The sequence below is a fragment of the Oceanospirillum maris DSM 6286 genome (assembly GCF_000422865.1).
Classification (GTDB): domain Bacteria; phylum Pseudomonadota; class Gammaproteobacteria; order Pseudomonadales; family Halomonadaceae; genus Oceanospirillum; species Oceanospirillum maris.
This window is the reverse complement of record NZ_KE383937.1, coordinates 216935-233714: the sequence shown is the minus strand read 5'-3', so window position 1 is coordinate 233714 and position 16780 is coordinate 216935. Positions and strand designations below refer to the sequence as shown.

The following is a 16780-nucleotide window of genomic DNA, read 5'->3' as shown; positions in this document are numbered from 1 at the left end:
TGAAACCCAAAAACCCTGAATAAAATAATCTATTCAGGGTTTTCAATGGGTCGTTATGCGCTTTTAATGCACGCCTTTAACCTCGCGAGATAACGTACAGTTTTCAAGAGCGAATACAACCGGTTCAAATTCCTCTTGGTTCTGCGGATTCAACCCCATCAAGGTTCGGTGAGCATCAATGACTTTCTGTCGAATGCTATCAGCGCACTCATCATCCAGCACAGGCGCTTCTTCTAGGGAGTAATCTAGAGCCAAAGGCCAGTCTCGAAGGCAAAAATAATGTTCGAATCCCATACTAGAAAGCACACGCGTAATGTCTTCACGAGTGCTTACAATCGTTGGCTTTCGAGATGAAACTTCTTGGGTATTCACCGCAATTTTAGCTAGAAAACCAAGCGCGGTACTGTCGATACCTTCTGTTTCAGTAAGATCAATTACAACAGACTTAAAGTCTTCGCCACCGAATATTTTTTTCAGTAACGCATCAATTGTGGAACACAGAGTTAAACGCACATCCCCAATAAATTTCAGGACGTACACGCCTCGGTTTTCCGCAATCAGGATTTTACCTTCTTGCATATTAAGAACCTGATACCGCCAATAGGCTGACATCGTCAGGCGCATCATGCATGCCTAACTGGGTAAAGTACTCGACCATAGCATCATGCTGTCCTGCAAATTGAACTGCTATTTCAAGCAAACGTTTCTCTTTATCTGCGAGAGAGGTTTCATTGATCACTTCAAATATACCATCCGAAAAGAGGGTCAGATGGTATCGCGGGTGCAACAATAACTCAAACTCCTCGTAAGCCGCATCAGAAAAAAGTCCAACAGGCATACTTTTTCCTTCTAAATAGCGGGCACCATCCTGCTCATCGAACAACACAGGATAAGGAAAATGTGCACCATTACAATAGCGTAGCTTATTGTTTTTCGTGTCCAGCAAGCCTAGAAAAATAGTGAGGTGCTTACCTAAACCTGTTTCCAGTAACTCATTGTTTATATAGGATAAAACATCCGCAGGATTAATTGCGCTATTCCGTTCCAAGGCCTTTTTTGCATAACGTCGAATATAAACTTTAAGCAAAATAGTAATAAAAGCAGAGGATGCGCCATGACCGGATACATCGGCCAAATAAAACATGACTTGGTCGTCACTCACGGGAAAATAATCGACCACATCACCGCTTAAATAGAGCGAGGGACAGATGTAATGCGTCAGCACTTGATTGTTATAAACCCAAGGGGTTTCTGGCAGTATTTTTTGCTGAACATAACGTCCAGCCTTCTGGTCTTGTTTAAGTAGCTCTAGGCGAGCCCCAAGCGCTACATTACGCTGTTCTAGTTCAAGCGTGTTCAATACGCTTTGTACTAACGCCTGCTTACGGGTAATCGCCCTACGCAAGACTAAGTCGGCCAGTTGAATATTTTGATTAGGGTCGACAATATAATCATCGGCTCCAGCCTCCATCGCTTTGATCAAAAGCTCCGATAGGGCTATGCTGACAACGACCACAAGCGCATAATTTCTTGGTTCAACTAACCAGCTTTCGAGTCGAAATAGATCATCAAGATGCGTCAGTTCATAGATAACGAGTTCGGTTTCTTTTGGAAGATATGCAACAGGATACGTTGCGGGTAAAGGGTCTATTTCTAGCGTCTTACACAGTTCAGAGGACAGCGCCACTGAAGGCTGCGAGCCGGAAATATAGACAGAGTCCATCAATATTGTAAGCATATACGCTGTTTGTCCTCTTCCTGTGAGCCACACCAAATCCCTGTGAGCGATACCTGATTATCTAGCATAGAGTGCTTAAAACCATCTGGATAGAACACTTAGAAAGTAAAAGTAAAATAGCACCTAGATGAAATAGCACCTAGAAATATCCAGCATTTAGAAAATGCCTAAGCTTGACAGTGTAAACCCTATCAACAGTGAAATAAATCAACCTCAGGCGATAATAAATAGTGAGTACCAGCCTATAATTCACTTATAGGATAGGATAGCAAGCTAATGCAACATTCATTATACTTTTTAATTCTAGAGACAGGCTATTTAATTTAAGGTGCAGGCTATGGAATTCTTTTTACCCAGCGGCGAAAATCGGGCCTTCCCTCGAACTCGGCTCAGTTTATCTTGCCAACTTGTTGTGCTTTCATCTCAAGAGGTCTTGCACGGGCTGTGTATTAATCTTAGTACTACTGGTGCAAAAGTTGTACTAAACCATAAGGTTGAACTGGGTGCTCAAATAAAGCTTCGGCTCACCGAGCATTTAGGGATGGAGCCTTTTCAGGCGATAGCCGAAGTCACACGAGTTATGCCAGCTGAGCCCTTGCCTGACGATTCATTATCATCCTTGCCCGATACTGAAAATATTTTGAATTCAAAAAGTACGGTGATGCGCCATGAGATAGGATTAAAAATCACAGAACTGATCTGCGCGGAGAGTTAGCATGTTCGCTTAGTAACGAAAATGCAGAAAAAGAAAAAGTGCAGTTTATCTAAACTTTTTTATCTAAAAATCATCATCAAAATCTAGATCGTCGAAATCATCACCAAATCCTGCATCAAAGCTATCTTCAACAACACCATCGTTAATCTCATATTGACGATTTTGCAGATAAACATCGCGATAGAAAATATATTTATCACCTTGTATCAAGGCTTCTTGGCTTAACAAGTTATGCCGTCGATGAATAAGATCTAACGCCAAGATACCGTAACTTTCTTCAGTGGTGATTGGCGCATAATTAACTAGGCTAAATTGATAATTAGGATAGATACTAAGGGAATCCCGTAACGTACTAGGGCCTAAAAACGGAATCACAAGATAAGGGCCACTACTAACCCCCCATACGGCTAGCGTTTGCCCTAAGTCTTCACGGTGCTCTTTGATACCTGCCCAGCTAGCTACATCAAATAAGCCTAAAACACCTACTGTTGAATTGATAACAAAGCGCCCTGAGGATGTTAACGCATCCCCCGGCTTTGCCTGCAATAAATCATTGATAGTAGTGGGCACTTCGCCCAAGTTGCTAAAAAAGTTACCCACGCCAGTACGGACAAAACGTGGTAATACCGCACGATATGCTTTAGCCACAGGCCGAGCAAGATAGGTGTCCATAACATCATTAAACCCATGAATATTTCGGTTCAAACCTTCCCACGGGTCTTTATTATCATCAGATGCAACCACCTTTAATGGCAAAAATGGCAGCAATAGAACGATCAATAGCACAACTTTTTTCAAGCTTTAACACCCTAGTAGCAATAATAAATAGAACGATATCAACAGCAACGGCACGCGCGGTAATAACCTGAAGCTCAGCTGCCCTATACGGGTAGCGCTTCATTCTGCTCAAGCTGAATTTCATGCAGCCAATCAAGAATCAGCGGAAAATAATCCTCTTCAGCCTTAAGATGTGTACACAGCTCATTGCGGGAGTAGTTTGCTTTATTCCCCACTTTGGCCCCTAGCTTAATCATACGACCGTTGTGATGACCCAGTTCAAACATAAAGGCACGACAGTCATGTTCTAAACCGCGCCATGCCTGCTTTAACGTGACAAAATATAGGCTAGGCGGCAAAGCGATATGTTCCATTGCGGCAAGGTAATCAAAGCCATCCCATTGATCTTTCCACTCATTGGTTCGCCACTGTAATGCATCATTAAAAAGTGGCACAGATTCATTCGAGGCCCCTAAGTTAAAGCGTCGAGATGGTACAAAACCCAATAGTTTACCCAGCTTTGGCATCATGCTGCGCTCTAGAAATTCATACCAAAAATTCTTACGTCGGCCACCAGCAATTAAAGCTCGCTGCGGACAAAAATGAATCAGGCCTTTCACTTGCTCCAAGTATTCAGGCTGGCGCGCCATCATCGCGCTCCAAAGCAAACTGCCAAACTGATAGCCCACAAGGTAAAAATCTTGATGACGGCAGCGCTTTTTTATAGAACTCCAAATCAAAGGAAGATCTTCTTCTAATACTTGCTGCAAACCAAACGGCTCTAGCTTTAGTTGTTCGCCCGTTGCATCCCGCCCACGTATTTGGCAGACAAAAACATCGTAACCTCTCTCTGCCAGATAATAGGCTAAGCCACCACCTCGAACCTGATCAAAAAACACATCACTGCCTTGCATTAACCCATGCAGCATCAGCACCGTGCCCTTTGTCTCACCACTTCGTAAGGTAAAGCGATGCAACCCAGCAGTCATCATTGGTGTAACCGGTAAAGAGATGCGCTCTTCGATAATTTGACGGTCGATAGCCATCAGGTTAACTCACTCCATAGTTTATTAAGCCGTTTTGCCGATACAGGCAATGCGGTTCCTAATTGCTGTGCAAACAGCGATACTCGATACTCTTCCAACATCCATCTGAAAGGTAATAAGCGCTGGCCACTGCCTTCACGTTGCTTAAGCTGTTCTGCTTTGGCGTGGTATTTTTCCCACAACTGATTAAGCTCTTGGCTCCAAAGCTGATCCCTTCCACGATTGGTGGCGGCCTTGTCTAAACGAATCAAAATACCCTGCAAATAGCGAGGCACAGCCTCTAACCATTCAGGGCCAGTCTGGTGTAAGAATCCGGGGTACACCAAGTGCTCCAATTGAAAACGGATATCACTATAAATAAACGCCAGTGCCAGAGGAATTTTACCCTTTAAGCGCTTATGAATCTCATGGTTTAATTTAAGTATTTCATGACAATCTTTTAATAACGCCTCAGCTTCTTTGCCGATACGCGCTTTGTTGTTATTAAGCAGTGCATTAAAATCTTCGGTATTTCTTGGGGGCGTTGGAGTTTTAAAGACACGATCAAAAACGGCCAACTGTAGGTCTTGCACAAACTGCTCTTTTTTCCCGAGACTATTGAACAACAGCGCCGTTTGATTCAACTGCGGTAAAGACTTTTCAATCCATTTGACCTGTTGCGGTAGCGCCAGCATCAACAACCGACGAACCCCAGGCCAGTGCTCCGCATCCGCCTGCCCCTGTAGATCGAACAGGCTGACATCAACGCTACTGTTTTTATCAACTAGTGCGGGATAAGCTTTTAGCACAATGCCTTGCTGTTCTTGCTCAAGCACATTGGGCAAGGCCAATCTGTCAGGCCAAGCTGTTAATCCTTGCTGTTTAAAATGATCATCACCGCTGATACGCACTTGCTCGACAGAGTGTCCTGAGAACATCTCTAACAACTCGGCTAAATCACGGGATTCGCCAATAATGTTACCTTTAGCATCCACTACCTGTATTAACATTCGATGGTGGGCTTCCAGTGTCTCGGTTTGCCATAATTCCGGTGCAATACGCTGCCCCGTCTTACGACGTAAACGTTCGCCCAGATGTTCCGTTAGTGGCTCATCACAGGGTTCCAAAAACGGTAAAATCTGATCGACATAATCAGGAATCGGTACAAAGTTTTTTCGGACTTGCTTGGGTAGATTTTTAATTAAGGCGATGCACTTATCCCGTAACATACCAGGCACCAGCCATTCAAGGCGGTGTTCGCTCACCTGCTGTAAACCCGCTACGGGTACTTTAAGGTTAAGGCCGTCATGCTTTTTCCCTGGATCAAATTGATAATCCAGTGCCAACTTCATACCTTGCAGGCCCAACTGGTCAGGGTATTGCGTTTCCAGTTCAAGCTCATCAGGATCACGCTGCTTTAGCGCATTAGGATCAAAGAACAGAATCTTAGGATTGTCTTTCTCTGAGGTTTTACGCCACTTCTCAAAACTGGCCCCGTTATAAATCCCTTCTGGTATACGCTCTTCATAGAAACGAAATAAGGTTTCATCATCAACGAGAATATCTCGACGACGTACCTTAGATTCTAGCTGTTCAACCTCCGCAATGGCCTGTTGGTTATAATCGAAAAATGGCGCTTTGCTGTCGTACTCGCCTTCAACCAGACCATTACGGATAAAAATTTCACGGGAAATAACAGGGTCAATCGGGCCGTAGTGTACCCGTCGATTTGGCACCACCGGCAGTCCGTACAGCGTCACTTTCTCATCGGCAACCACTTGGGCACGTTTTTTCTCCCAGTGGGGTTCGCTATAGCTGCGCTTGGTGAGGTGTTTGGCGTAACGCTCCACCCACTCAGGCTCAATCTTAGCCACTTGGCGCGCATAAAGACGGCTGGTTTCAACCAATTCGGCGGCCATAATCCATTTTGGGCTTTTCTTAAATAGCGCAGAACCTGGGAAAATATGGAATTTTCGGTTACGGGCACCGAGGTACTCTCGATCTTCCAGCTTCATCCCCAGATGGCTTAATAAGCCCGGTAGCAGGGATTTATGCAGGTTAGCCGTACCGGCTGGTTTGCTATTAAGTTCTAGTTTCAGCTCTTTGCTCATCAGCTTGAGTTGATGGTGAACATCACGCCATTCACGCATTCTCAAGTAATTAAGAAAGTTCTTTTGGCACCAGCGCCGGAATTGACTGTTGCTCAGCTCTTGTCGCTGTTCTTCGTAGCCATTCCAGAGGTTCACGTAGGCTAAAAAGTCAGAGTTATCATCTTTCCACTGGCGATGCTTCTCATCTGCAGCCTGTTGCTTATCGTGGGGACGCTCTCTCGGATCTTGCGCGCTCAGGGCACTGGCGATAATCAGCAGCTCATTTAATGCACCGTGTTCTGCGCCGGAAAGCACCATACGGCCAATACGAGGATCAATCGGTAATCGCGCCAGCTGCCGACCGACTTTGGTTAGCCGCTCTTGATTATCCACCGCGCCTAATTCATGAAGTAAACGAAAGCCATCCCGTACAAATCGGTTATCCGGTTGATCGACAAAAGGGAAGGATTCGATCTTGCCTAGGCGCAGATTCAACATCTGCAAGATCACCGAGGCTAAGTTGGTACGACGAATCTCAGGGTCGGTAAATTCTGGACGGCCTTGGAAATCTTCTTCGCTGTACAGTCGAATACAACAACCTTCAGCAATACGCCCACAACGACCTTTACGTTGGTTAGCACTGGCTTGAGAAATAGCTTCCACAGGAAGACGCTGGACTTTAGATCGGTAACTGTAGCGACTGATACGAGCGGTACCGGGGTCAATCACATAACGGATACCGGGCACCGTTAGCGAGGTTTCTGCCACGTTGGTTGACAGTACAATACGGCGGCCTGAATGTGTCTGAAAAACTCGGTTTTGCTCCTTCGCACTCAGTCGGGCATAAAGTGGCAAAATATCAGTGCCCCGTAAATTTGCTTTACGCAGCACTTCAGCCGTTTCACGAATCTCACGCTCGCCGGGTAAAAAGATCAAAATATCCCGTGGGCCGGTGGCCCATTTGCGCTCGCGCTCTATCTGCTCAATCTCTTCAACCGCTTCTAATATACCCTGATGCAAATACTGATCAAAATCCCGATCATCGTCATCTTCCAGCTCCATCAAGGGCCGGTAGATCACATCCGCCGGAAAGGTACGGCCTGAGACTTCAATCACGGGGGCATTGTTAAAGTGCTTAGAAAAACGGTCAACATCAATGGTTGCCGAGGTGATAATCAGCTTTAAATCAGGTCGTTTGGGTAATAGCTGCCTTAAAAAGCCTAAGAGGAAATCAATATTAAGACTGCGCTCGTGGGCCTCATCAATAATGATCACTTCATAACGGTTTAGAAAACGGTCATTCTGGGTCTCCGCCAGTAAAATACCGTCCGTCATAAGCTTAACAAGGGTGTTCTCGGTGACTTGATCCGTAAAACGCACCTGATAACCCACTTGCTCACCAAGGGGGACGTTTAATTCTTCCGCCACACGGTCGGCTACGGTTCTAGCGGCTAAACGACGGGGCTGAGTATGGCCAATTAACCCACGGGCACCTAGACCTAGCTCTAAGCAAATTTTAGGGATCTGAGTGGTTTTACCAGAACCGGTTTCACCGGCAATAACCACCACTTGGTTATTTTTTATCGCCTCGGCAATATCCGCCTTTTTCTGACTAACCGGCAGATTCTCAGGGTATACCACTTTAGGGATCAGCTTGATGCGTTGATCTGCTTTTTCCACCGAACGGGCGATCTGCTGTACCAGCTTTTGTTCTTTGTCGGCATCAGGCTTTCTTGCCAACTGCCGCAAACCTTGTTGCAGGCGAAAGCGGTCTTTCAGCAGGGTTTTATCCAACAACGCCTTGATCTGTTCAGGGCTATAAGACTGAACTAAAACGTCGGTATTGGGGGTGTTGTCTGAAACCATGAAAGATAGAACCTCTGACCGATAAGCGACATGCATGAAAGGGTAAAACAGCCAAAGGGCGGCATTTTAACCTGTTTGCAATCAAAACGCAGAGGATTTCCAATATCTGTCGGGTAAGGGCATAAAAAAAGAGGCCGAAGCCTCTTTTCTTTATCTATAAGAATTTGATTTTAAAAACTTTTTTATATCACCCTGTATTAGACAACGGCATTGGCTCGTTGCTGGATTTTCCCTAACTCTTCATCCCGAAGTTGTCGGCGCAACACTTTACCGACGTTAGTTTTTGGCAGTTCATCACGAAACTCAACCTGTTTAGGTACTTTATAGCCGGTTAGATGGCTACGGCAGTATTCCTGCACTTCTTTTACTGTTAGGTTTTCATCACGACGCACCAAGAAAACTTTAATCGCTTCGCCGGTTTTATCATCAGGCACACCAATAGCCGCCGCTTCAATGATACCGGTATGCGACACAATCACATCTTCCACTTCATTGGGGTACACATTAAAGCCTGAGACATTAATCATATCTTTTTTACGGTCAACAATACGGACAAAGCCATCTTCCTGAATAAGCCCGATATCCCCAGTGTGCAGCCAATCATCGCTATCGATCATTTCACGGGTGGCCGCTTCATTTTTCCAATAGCCCATCATCACTTGCGGGCCTTTAGCACACAGCTCGCCGACTTCACCGTGGGGCAAATCGTTACCGTTTTCATCGATCGTTTTTAGATCTGTCGATGGAACTGGCAAACCAATGGAGCCTAATTGAGATTTACAGGGAATATTAAACGTTACAATCGGCGACGTTTCCGTCATACCGTAACCTTCATTAATATGACAACCCGTAACCTCATGCCATTCTTCCTCCGCAGCATGGGTTAACGCCATACCACCAGAAATAGTCAGCTTGAGCTTAGAAAAATCCAACTGCTTGAAATCATCACGATTCGCCAAGGCTACAAACAGCGTATTTAAGCCCACAAAACCAGTAAACTCGGTTTTGGCTAGCTCTTTAACAAAGCCTGGTAGATCCCGTGGGTTGGTAATAAGCACCGAATGATTACCGGACTCCATTAGCACTAAACTAACGGTGAAGCTGTAAATATGGTACATCGGCAAAGGCAAAATAATGGTTTCTTGCCCCTCTTCCAAAATGGTATTCAAAATGATGCGAGCCTGCAGCATATTGGCCACCAAGTTTTTATGGCTTAGCATCGCGCCTTTAGCCACACCGGTGGTACCACCGGTATACTGCAATACCGCAAGGTCTTCAGCTTTAGCTTGATGCTTTTGCAAAGGTAAACTTTTACCTTCACTTAAAACATCACGATAGGCAATGGCACGGGGAAGACTATAGGCTGGCACCATTTTTTTAACATAGCGCACGACACTGTTGATCAGTGTTCGCTTCACCAAACCGTGCATATCACCCAGCTCAGTCACAATTACATGCTCAATCCCCGTATCGGGCAGTACTTTTTCTGCTAAATGGGCCATATTCGCTAATACGACAAGGGCTTTAACTTCAGAGTCTTGAAATTGATGGCGCATTTCACGTTCGGTATACAGTGGATTGGTGTTAACCACCACCAAACCCGCCCTTAAAGCACCAAACAGTGCAATTGGATACTGCAGAGTGTTCGGCAGCTGAATCGCAATACGCTCACCGGGCTTCAAGCCAAGCTGGTTTTGCAGATAAGCTGCAAAATCACGCGCGAGCAGATCTAGCTCACCAAAAGTAATAGTTTTGCCCATATTTGAAAAGGCTGGACGACCCGCAAAACGCTTACAGGCTTCGTCAAGTACTTCTAAAATAGAAGAGTACGCTGATAGGTCTATCTCTGTGGATATACCTTCAGGGTAACGTTCTTTGAAGAACGGACTGATCATAGCTTTCTCCCGTCTCATTATTTTTATTGGCTCACTTCGCAAGGGAGCTAAACAGGGTTGTTATTTTTTACAGGCGTTAGCCCGCTTTATTATTATTCACAACATAAACTAGACGCCGGCAAAAGTAAAACAAACGATTGAAACGCACGTTTGTTTTATTATTCATACAAACATCACGTTAATCTTTTAGCTCGCTTTTTCCCCTTTGACTGCGCTATTAGCAATATAAGTAAGCCCCTTGCTTTTATAGACCTCGCTATCTCTTATAAGCTCCATTACCTCATTTAAATATAGCCCTAAAGCGATTGAATAAAAGCTGCGAATAAACCCGAAAATTTGCCAATAAAAAAGGGAGCGAAAATTCGCTCCCCAGATTGCCCAAAACGGACATAATAGTCAGACAGAAAAGGCAAGCAGATCAATATGTTATATCATGCTTACCTAAACCTTGAGACAGATAAGCCTCAAAGTTCTTTGGCACGATCACGAAGCATAAACTTCTGAATCTTGCCGGTAGAGGTTTTTGGCAGATCACCAAAAACAACGGTTTTAGGGGTTTTAAAGTGCGCCATGCCATCACGGCAGAACTGGATAACATCTTCTTCTGTCATCTCTTCGCCCGGATTAACCGTCACAAAGGCACAGGGTGTTTCGCCCCATTTCTCATCCGGTCTGGCAACCACTGCCGCTTCCATAATTTTAGGGTGACGATACAGAATATCTTCCACTTCAATAGAGGAGATATTTTCACCACCGGAGATAATCACATCTTTCGAGCGATCTTTAATCTCGATATAGCCATCTTCGTGCCATACAGCCAAATCACCAGAATGGAACCAGCCACCTTGGAAAGACTCATCCGTGGTGTTCGGGTTCTTCAGATAACCTTTCATCACAAGATTTCCGCGAATAAAGATCTCACCCATGGTTTTGCCATCTTGTGGTACAGGCTCCATCGTTTCAGGATGCCCCACCATTAGACCTTCCTGCATCGGAGCACGAACACCCTGGCGAGCTTTTAACTTAGCACGCTCACCCGCTGGCAGCTCATCCCATTCACTATGCCATTCACATAGCACACAAGGGCCGTAGGTTTCAGTTAGGCCATAAACGTGGGTCACTTTAAAGCCCATCGCTTCCATGCCTTCAATCACAGAAGCCGGTGGCGCTGCGCCCGCCGTCATCACTTTAACTTCATGATTAATACCGGCTTTCATCTCTTCGCCAGCATTATTCAGCATATTCAGAACGATAGGAGCACCGCAGAAGTGGTTAACACCAAACTCTTTAATCGCTTCATAGATAGGCTCAACACGAACATGGCGTAAACTTACGCTAACACCACTGGCCGCTGCCACACTCCACGGGAAACACCAGCCATTGCAATGGAACATCGGCAATGTCCATAGGTACACAGGGTGATGCCCCATATCCCAAGAGATCACATTACTGGCCGCATTTAGGTAAGCACCACGGTGATGATAAACCACACCTTTTGGATTACCGGTTGTACCCGACGTGTAATTTAGAGTGATCGCATCCCACTCATTTGCAGGCATCTCCCAAGAGAAGTCTTCATCGCCCTCCGCGATAAAATCTTCATAATTGGTATCACCAATTAAAGAACCGCCTTCATAGTAAGGATCATCAATATCGATAATACGCGGCTTGTTTTGCAACATTTTTATCGCACGGGTAATCACTTCTGAAAACTCACGATCAACAAAGACAATTTTTGCCTCTGCGTGCTGCAAAATAAAAGAGATAGCTTCCGCATCTAAACGCGTATTCATGGCGTTAAGTACAGCACCCGACATAGGCACGCCAAAATGCGCTTCAAAAAGCGCAGGAATATTAGGTGACATGAACGCAACGGTATCACCTTTTTTAATCCCCGCTTTGTTCAGTGCAGACGCAAGACGTACCGCTCGCGTATACGTCTCTTTCCAAGTAATAATCTCTCCGTGATGAATTTGGGCGGTATAATTCGGATAAATAGAAGCCGCACGCTTCAAATAACTTAACGGAGACAATGCTTCATAGTTTGCGGGGGTTTGTTCTAGCCCCATGTCATATATATTCTGTTGCATTGGAGATACCTTTTTTCCAAGCCCTGTTATTGTTCTGAGCGTTCTTAGAGTTTTTAGTTGTTTTCAATCACGGATATTCAGCACCGCTAGTCGAGAAAATCTTCAAGAAAGCCTATACCGCCATCCATTCTATCGATAATAATTTAGCTATAGTGGGATTAAGCATTACGCTGCATAGCAAAAGAATCAGACTTTAGTGGAGTCAATAGCTGATTTTGCTAATAATTTGCGACTCATTAGTCATAACTCTTAGTATTTAGTAAAAAACCACTGATTTAAGGCCATTTTTATTGCTTAATACTGCGTTTCATGACACACATTTCCGTTTTACGTTTAAAACCTATCAGTATGCCCTTAAGCTCACCTATCCATTCCAAAGAGGATCTACGCTTTTGAAACCGCAAAACGAACAAAAACAACACGCAAAAGCTGCCACCGTTTTATTGCACAGCTCAATGAGCAGCGGCCTACAATGGCAGGCTCTACAGCCGTTATTAAAAGGCCAAAGTTTAGCGCCAGACCTGCTCGGCTATGGCAAAAAAAATAGACCAACAAACCCACGAGCCGACCATCAACTCAGCTTTGAAGTGGATCATCTCGCGGATCAGCTACCTGAGCAGGCGTTCCATCTTGTGGGGCACTCCTACGGTGCCGCCACCGCCATTCGCCTAGCACGCACTCAGCCTGAGAAAATACTCAGCCTAACGTTATTCGAACCCGTTGCATTTCACCTGCTTGACCCTGAACACCCCCAGCGCCAAGCTATTATGATACTAAGCGCCCAAATTGATCATTACCTTGATGCAGAGCAACCCGCGAAAGCCGCCGCCAGCTTTATTGATTACTGGAACGGTGACGGCACATTTGAACGCTTAAATGAAAAGATGCAGGCACTGTTTTGCCACGGCATCATCAAAGTCGCCTATGATTTTGCCGCCTTGCTAAACGAAGATTGCCCGCCGAAAAACCTCGCATCAATCCAATGCCCCGTTTTACTACTTGAAGGCGCCGAAAGCCCAGCCACCACCCATGCGGTGATGCGGGTTCTACAACAGCAATTTCCGCAGGCGGAACATCACGCCTTACCCTGCGGCCACATGGGGCCAATCACCCACTCAGACTTAGTAAACCCATTAGTCAGCCATTTTATTGCGACGCACAACAATCAGGGCTAAGCTTGTACCGTTAAATATTAGGCGATTACAAGCAGCGTCATTATCACGTAACATCCGTTGTAATAATCTGATATTAGAAATATTTTACTTAACGTTAAGTGTTTTATCTGGAGATAAGAAATGACCGTACTGATTAACAAAATCTATGATGACATTCAGGTTGGCGATACCGCTACATTGGAACGTGCTCTAACAGAGAAGGAACTGGTACTATTTGCTGCGGTTTCAGGTGATGTTAATCCCGTACACCTTGATCCAGAATTTGCCAAAACCACCATGTTTGGTGAACAAATCGCCCACGGCATGTGGTCAGGCTCTCTAATTTCCGCAGCACTGGCAACGGTTTTACCTGGGCCAGGCACCATCTACCTAGGCCAAGAGTTAAGCTTCCGCCGCCCAGTTAAACTCTCTGACACCCTAACCGTAACCCTAACCGTAACAGAGAAACTGAGCAAAAACCGCGTCATCATCGACACCCTAGTGACCAACCAAAATGATGAAAAAGTCGTCGTCGGCACCGCAACCGTTATGGCTCCAACAGAAAAAGCAGAACTAAAAGCACCAGAACTACCGCCAATCACCATCGGCTAATCCTCGCACAAAATGATGGGCGAATCCCTTATAACGGGCACGTCCATCATGCCCTACCGCTTTAAACCAAACCTCACTGCAAAAACAGATGGTGCGTGACGCTGCTCGTACCTCGCATCTTATGACACCCTCCCCCCCTCCGAGTTATTCCCTAATCGCAAAGAGCATAAGCAAAGCCTCAAACAGCAGTTGAACCCGATACAGTCATTGCTTATAGACCACAGTCGTAAGATGTCATAAACGAAGCTTCAAACAGCAATTAAACCTCATACAGTCCTTGCCTATAGACCACAATCGTAAGGTGTCATAAGCGAAGCTTCAAACAGCAATTAAACCTGATACAGTCCTTTCCTATAGACCACAATCGTAAGGTGTCATAAGCGAAGCGTCATGCACCAATGGCACTACACCGCTGAACTGTAGGTCAACCTTTAGGGCGACAGGCTGTCGCTTCTAAGCCGCCTGTGTGGCGGTGAACGGAATTAAAGTCATCGAGGCGCTGGAACGCTTTTTCTAAGCCGCCTGTGTGGCGGTGAACAAGTCACAAAATCGGAGGCGCTGTATAAAACATTTCTAAGCCGCCTGTGTGGCGGTGAACGCGCGGCGGCTGTTGAGCTGTACGACGCGCACTTTCTAAGCCGCCTGTGTGGCGGTGAACGGTAAACGGTCGCCCTATGCCTGCAGGTTAAATTTCTAAGCCGCCTGTGTGGCGGTGAACCCCCAATTGTTAGAGCATATCAGGGGCCAACATTTCTAAGCCGCCTGTGTGGCGGTGAACGCCTCGGGGCCGCAACGATGCCGCCATGGACATTTCTAAGCCGCCTGTGTGGCGGTGAACATCTCCGTGAGTCACTTCCAGCGACCGTATCATTTCTAAGCCGCCTGTGTGGCGGTGAACCCCCAATTGTTAGAGCATATCAGGGGCCAACATTTCTAAGCCGCCTGTGTGGCGGTGAACGCCTCGGGGCCGCAACGATGCCGCCATGGACATTTCTAAGCCGCCTGTGTGGCGGTGAACATCTCCGTGAGTCACTTCCAGCGACCGTATCATTTCTAAGCCGCCTGTGTGGCGGTGAACTACTCAAGGTAAACCCAGCCCGTGGTATGGTCTTTCTAAGCCGCCTGTGTGGCGGTGAACGCTGATTTCCCCGGTGTAAAAGTCAGCGAACGTTTCTAAGCCGCCTGTGTGGCGGTGAACCCCATCAGACGTTTTTTAAACTCGCTGCTGCTTTTCTAAGCCGCCTGTGTGGCGGTGAACGCCCAGCGTATGTTAGCCAACGCGCGAGCAATTTTCTAAGCCGCCTGTGTGGCGGTGAACACAATAATTATATTTTTGCTGCCGGTGGGGCTTTTCTAAGCCGCCTGTGTGGCGGTGAACTCAAATATTAATTTAATCATCGAGCACGCGACTTTCTAAGCCGCCTGTGTGGCGGTGAACGTTATTTATCGCCTGAAATGCAATATCATTGCTTTCTAAGCCGCCTGTGTGGCGGTGAACGCCACCGCCACCGATGCTGCCACCGCAGCACTTTTCTAAGCCGCCTGTGTGGCGGTGAACTTAAACGGCCTGCAACATCCGACCAGGTGCCGTTTCTAAGCCGCCTGTGTGGCGGTGAACAAGGCAAAGCATGGCCGCTAATCGAAGGCACCTTTCTAAGCCGCCTGTGTGGCGGTGAACGGAGGCATGAAACTAGATAAAATTATTGAATTTTTCTAAGCCGCCTGTGTGGCGGTGAACATGAAAAACTCCAATGAGATTTATAGCGTAGTTTTCTAAGCCGCCTGTGTGGCGGTGAACGCCACCTGCCCCGCGCATCTGCTGCCGTGGCTTTTCTAAGCCGCCTGTGTGGCGGTGAACGCGTCGGGTTCAGGGCTGAGCGCAGCGGTGTATTTCTAAGCCGCCTGTGTGGCGGTGAACTCAAGGCTGGAGACGGTATCAAGGCGGGTGAATTTCTAAGCCGCCTGTGTGGCGGTGAACCCAGATTCGGCGGTTGATGTGTCAGTGATGGATTTCTAAGCCGCCTGTGTGGCGGTGAACGCAGCGGTTCGGGTGTGGTCGCCAGATTCGGCTTTCTAAGCCGCCTGTGTGGCGGTGAACTGAAAGACATTTCCCAAATGGTGGTGATTATCTTTCTAAGCCGCCTGTGTGGCGGTGAACGCGCTAAAACCCCTGACATTTTTGTTGATGCGTTTCTAAGCCGCCTGTGTGGCGGTGAACTAGATTGGTATGAAGAAATCGGAGAGATGGATTTTCTAAGCCGCCTGTGTGGCGGTGAACCTATAAGAGAACCTTACAAGGAGACTTACACATTTCTAAGCCGCCTGTGTGGCGGTGAACCCTGTAACCTTTAAAGACTCATTTACACTGCTTTTCTAAGCCGCCTGTGTGGCGGTGAACAGGATGTATCAGAGACTTACAGAATAATGGTATTTCTAAGCCGCCTGTGTGGCGGTGAACAATTTTATCGGTGGCGTATCTGCATTTAATCCTTTCTAAGCCGCCTGTGTGGCGGTGAACCCCAGCAAAGGATATGTGAAAGGCAACGTAAGTTTCTAAGCCGCCTGTGTGGCGGTGAACTGAACAGGCCGGATGGCTGCTGCTCTCCGAATTTTCTAAGCCGCCTGTGTGGCGGTGAACAGGGGCCATTTGTTGCGGGCCTAATTTTTATCTTTCTAAGCCGCCTGTGTGGCGGTGAACTTGTCGCAACAAATGCAGACAAAAACCATGGATTTCTAAGCCGCCTGTGTGGCGGTGAACTCCGAAAGCGCCCGGAGAAAGGCAGTTCTGTTTTTCTAAGCCGCCTGTGTGGCGGTGAAC

The 16780-nt window shown here is 46.5% G+C and carries 10 protein-coding genes and 1 CRISPR repeat array; of the genes, 3 read left to right on the top strand and 7 right to left on the bottom strand.

All coding sequences use genetic code 11. From position 1 onward, the window contains the following. Positions 1–63 precede the first annotated feature (63 nt). Entirely contained in the window at positions 64–579 is a 516-nt protein-coding gene (locus tag G517_RS0115520) for an STAS domain-containing protein (RefSeq protein WP_028305165.1), read from the bottom strand. A gap of 1 nt (position 580) precedes the next feature. After that, entirely contained in the window at positions 581–1738 is a 1158-nt protein-coding gene (locus G517_RS19530) for a PP2C family protein-serine/threonine phosphatase (protein WP_084632321.1), read from the bottom strand. 337 nt (positions 1739–2075) lie between these two features. On the opposite strand from G517_RS19530, the gene G517_RS0115510 reads away from it, so the two are divergent. After that, a complete protein-coding gene (locus G517_RS0115510) occupies positions 2076–2453 on the top strand; it encodes a PilZ domain-containing protein (protein WP_028305164.1) in 378 nt (125 codons plus the stop codon). Between the two features lie 63 nt (positions 2454–2516). Here G517_RS0115510 and G517_RS0115505 read toward each other — a convergent pair whose 3' ends face one another. The 5 genes from G517_RS0115505 to G517_RS0115485 all read right to left on the bottom strand — a co-directional run bounded on the left by G517_RS0115505 (position 2517) and on the right by G517_RS0115485 (position 12196). Beyond that, positions 2517–3251, bottom strand: coding sequence for an MlaA family lipoprotein (locus G517_RS0115505; RefSeq protein WP_028305163.1), 735 nt, complete (start codon positions 3249–3251; stop codon positions 2517–2519). An 83-nt stretch (positions 3252–3334) separates the two neighbouring features. Next, positions 3335–4276, bottom strand: coding sequence for a serine aminopeptidase domain-containing protein (locus G517_RS0115500; RefSeq protein WP_028305162.1), 942 nt, complete (start codon positions 4274–4276; stop codon positions 3335–3337). Beyond that, positions 4276–8211 carry an ATP-dependent RNA helicase HrpA gene (hrpA, locus tag G517_RS0115495; RefSeq protein ID WP_051206481.1) on the bottom strand — a complete coding sequence of 1312 codons (3936 nt, stop codon included), beginning with the start codon at positions 8209–8211 and terminating at the stop codon, positions 4276–4278. Before hrpA ends, G517_RS0115500 begins: the two co-directional genes overlap by 1 nt. A gap of 197 nt (positions 8212–8408) precedes the next feature. Beyond that, complete coding sequence (locus tag G517_RS0115490; RefSeq protein WP_028305160.1) at positions 8409–10106, bottom strand: AMP-binding protein; 1698 nt, start codon at positions 10104–10106, stop codon at positions 8409–8411. A 464-nt stretch (positions 10107–10570) separates the two neighbouring features. Then, positions 10571–12196: an acyl-CoA synthetase gene (locus G517_RS0115485; protein WP_028305159.1), complete on the bottom strand. Its 1626-nt coding sequence runs from the start codon at positions 12194–12196 to the stop codon at positions 10571–10573. 392 nt (positions 12197–12588) lie between these two features. Here G517_RS0115485 and G517_RS0115480 point away from each other — a divergent pair, with 392 nt between their 5' ends. Both G517_RS0115480 and G517_RS0115475 read left to right on the top strand, forming a co-directional pair. Beyond that, positions 12589–13371, top strand: a complete 783-nt coding sequence (locus G517_RS0115480; protein WP_051206480.1) for an alpha/beta fold hydrolase — start codon at positions 12589–12591, stop codon at positions 13369–13371. Positions 13372–13491: 120 nt separating this feature from the next. Further along, positions 13492–13962, top strand: coding sequence for a MaoC/PaaZ C-terminal domain-containing protein (locus G517_RS0115475; RefSeq protein WP_028305157.1), 471 nt, complete (start codon positions 13492–13494; stop codon positions 13960–13962). Positions 13963–14412: 450 nt separating this feature from the next. Further along, a CRISPR array of direct repeats spans positions 14413–16780; the repeat unit is 28 nt; unit sequence TTTCTAAGCCGCCTGTGTGGCGGTGAAC.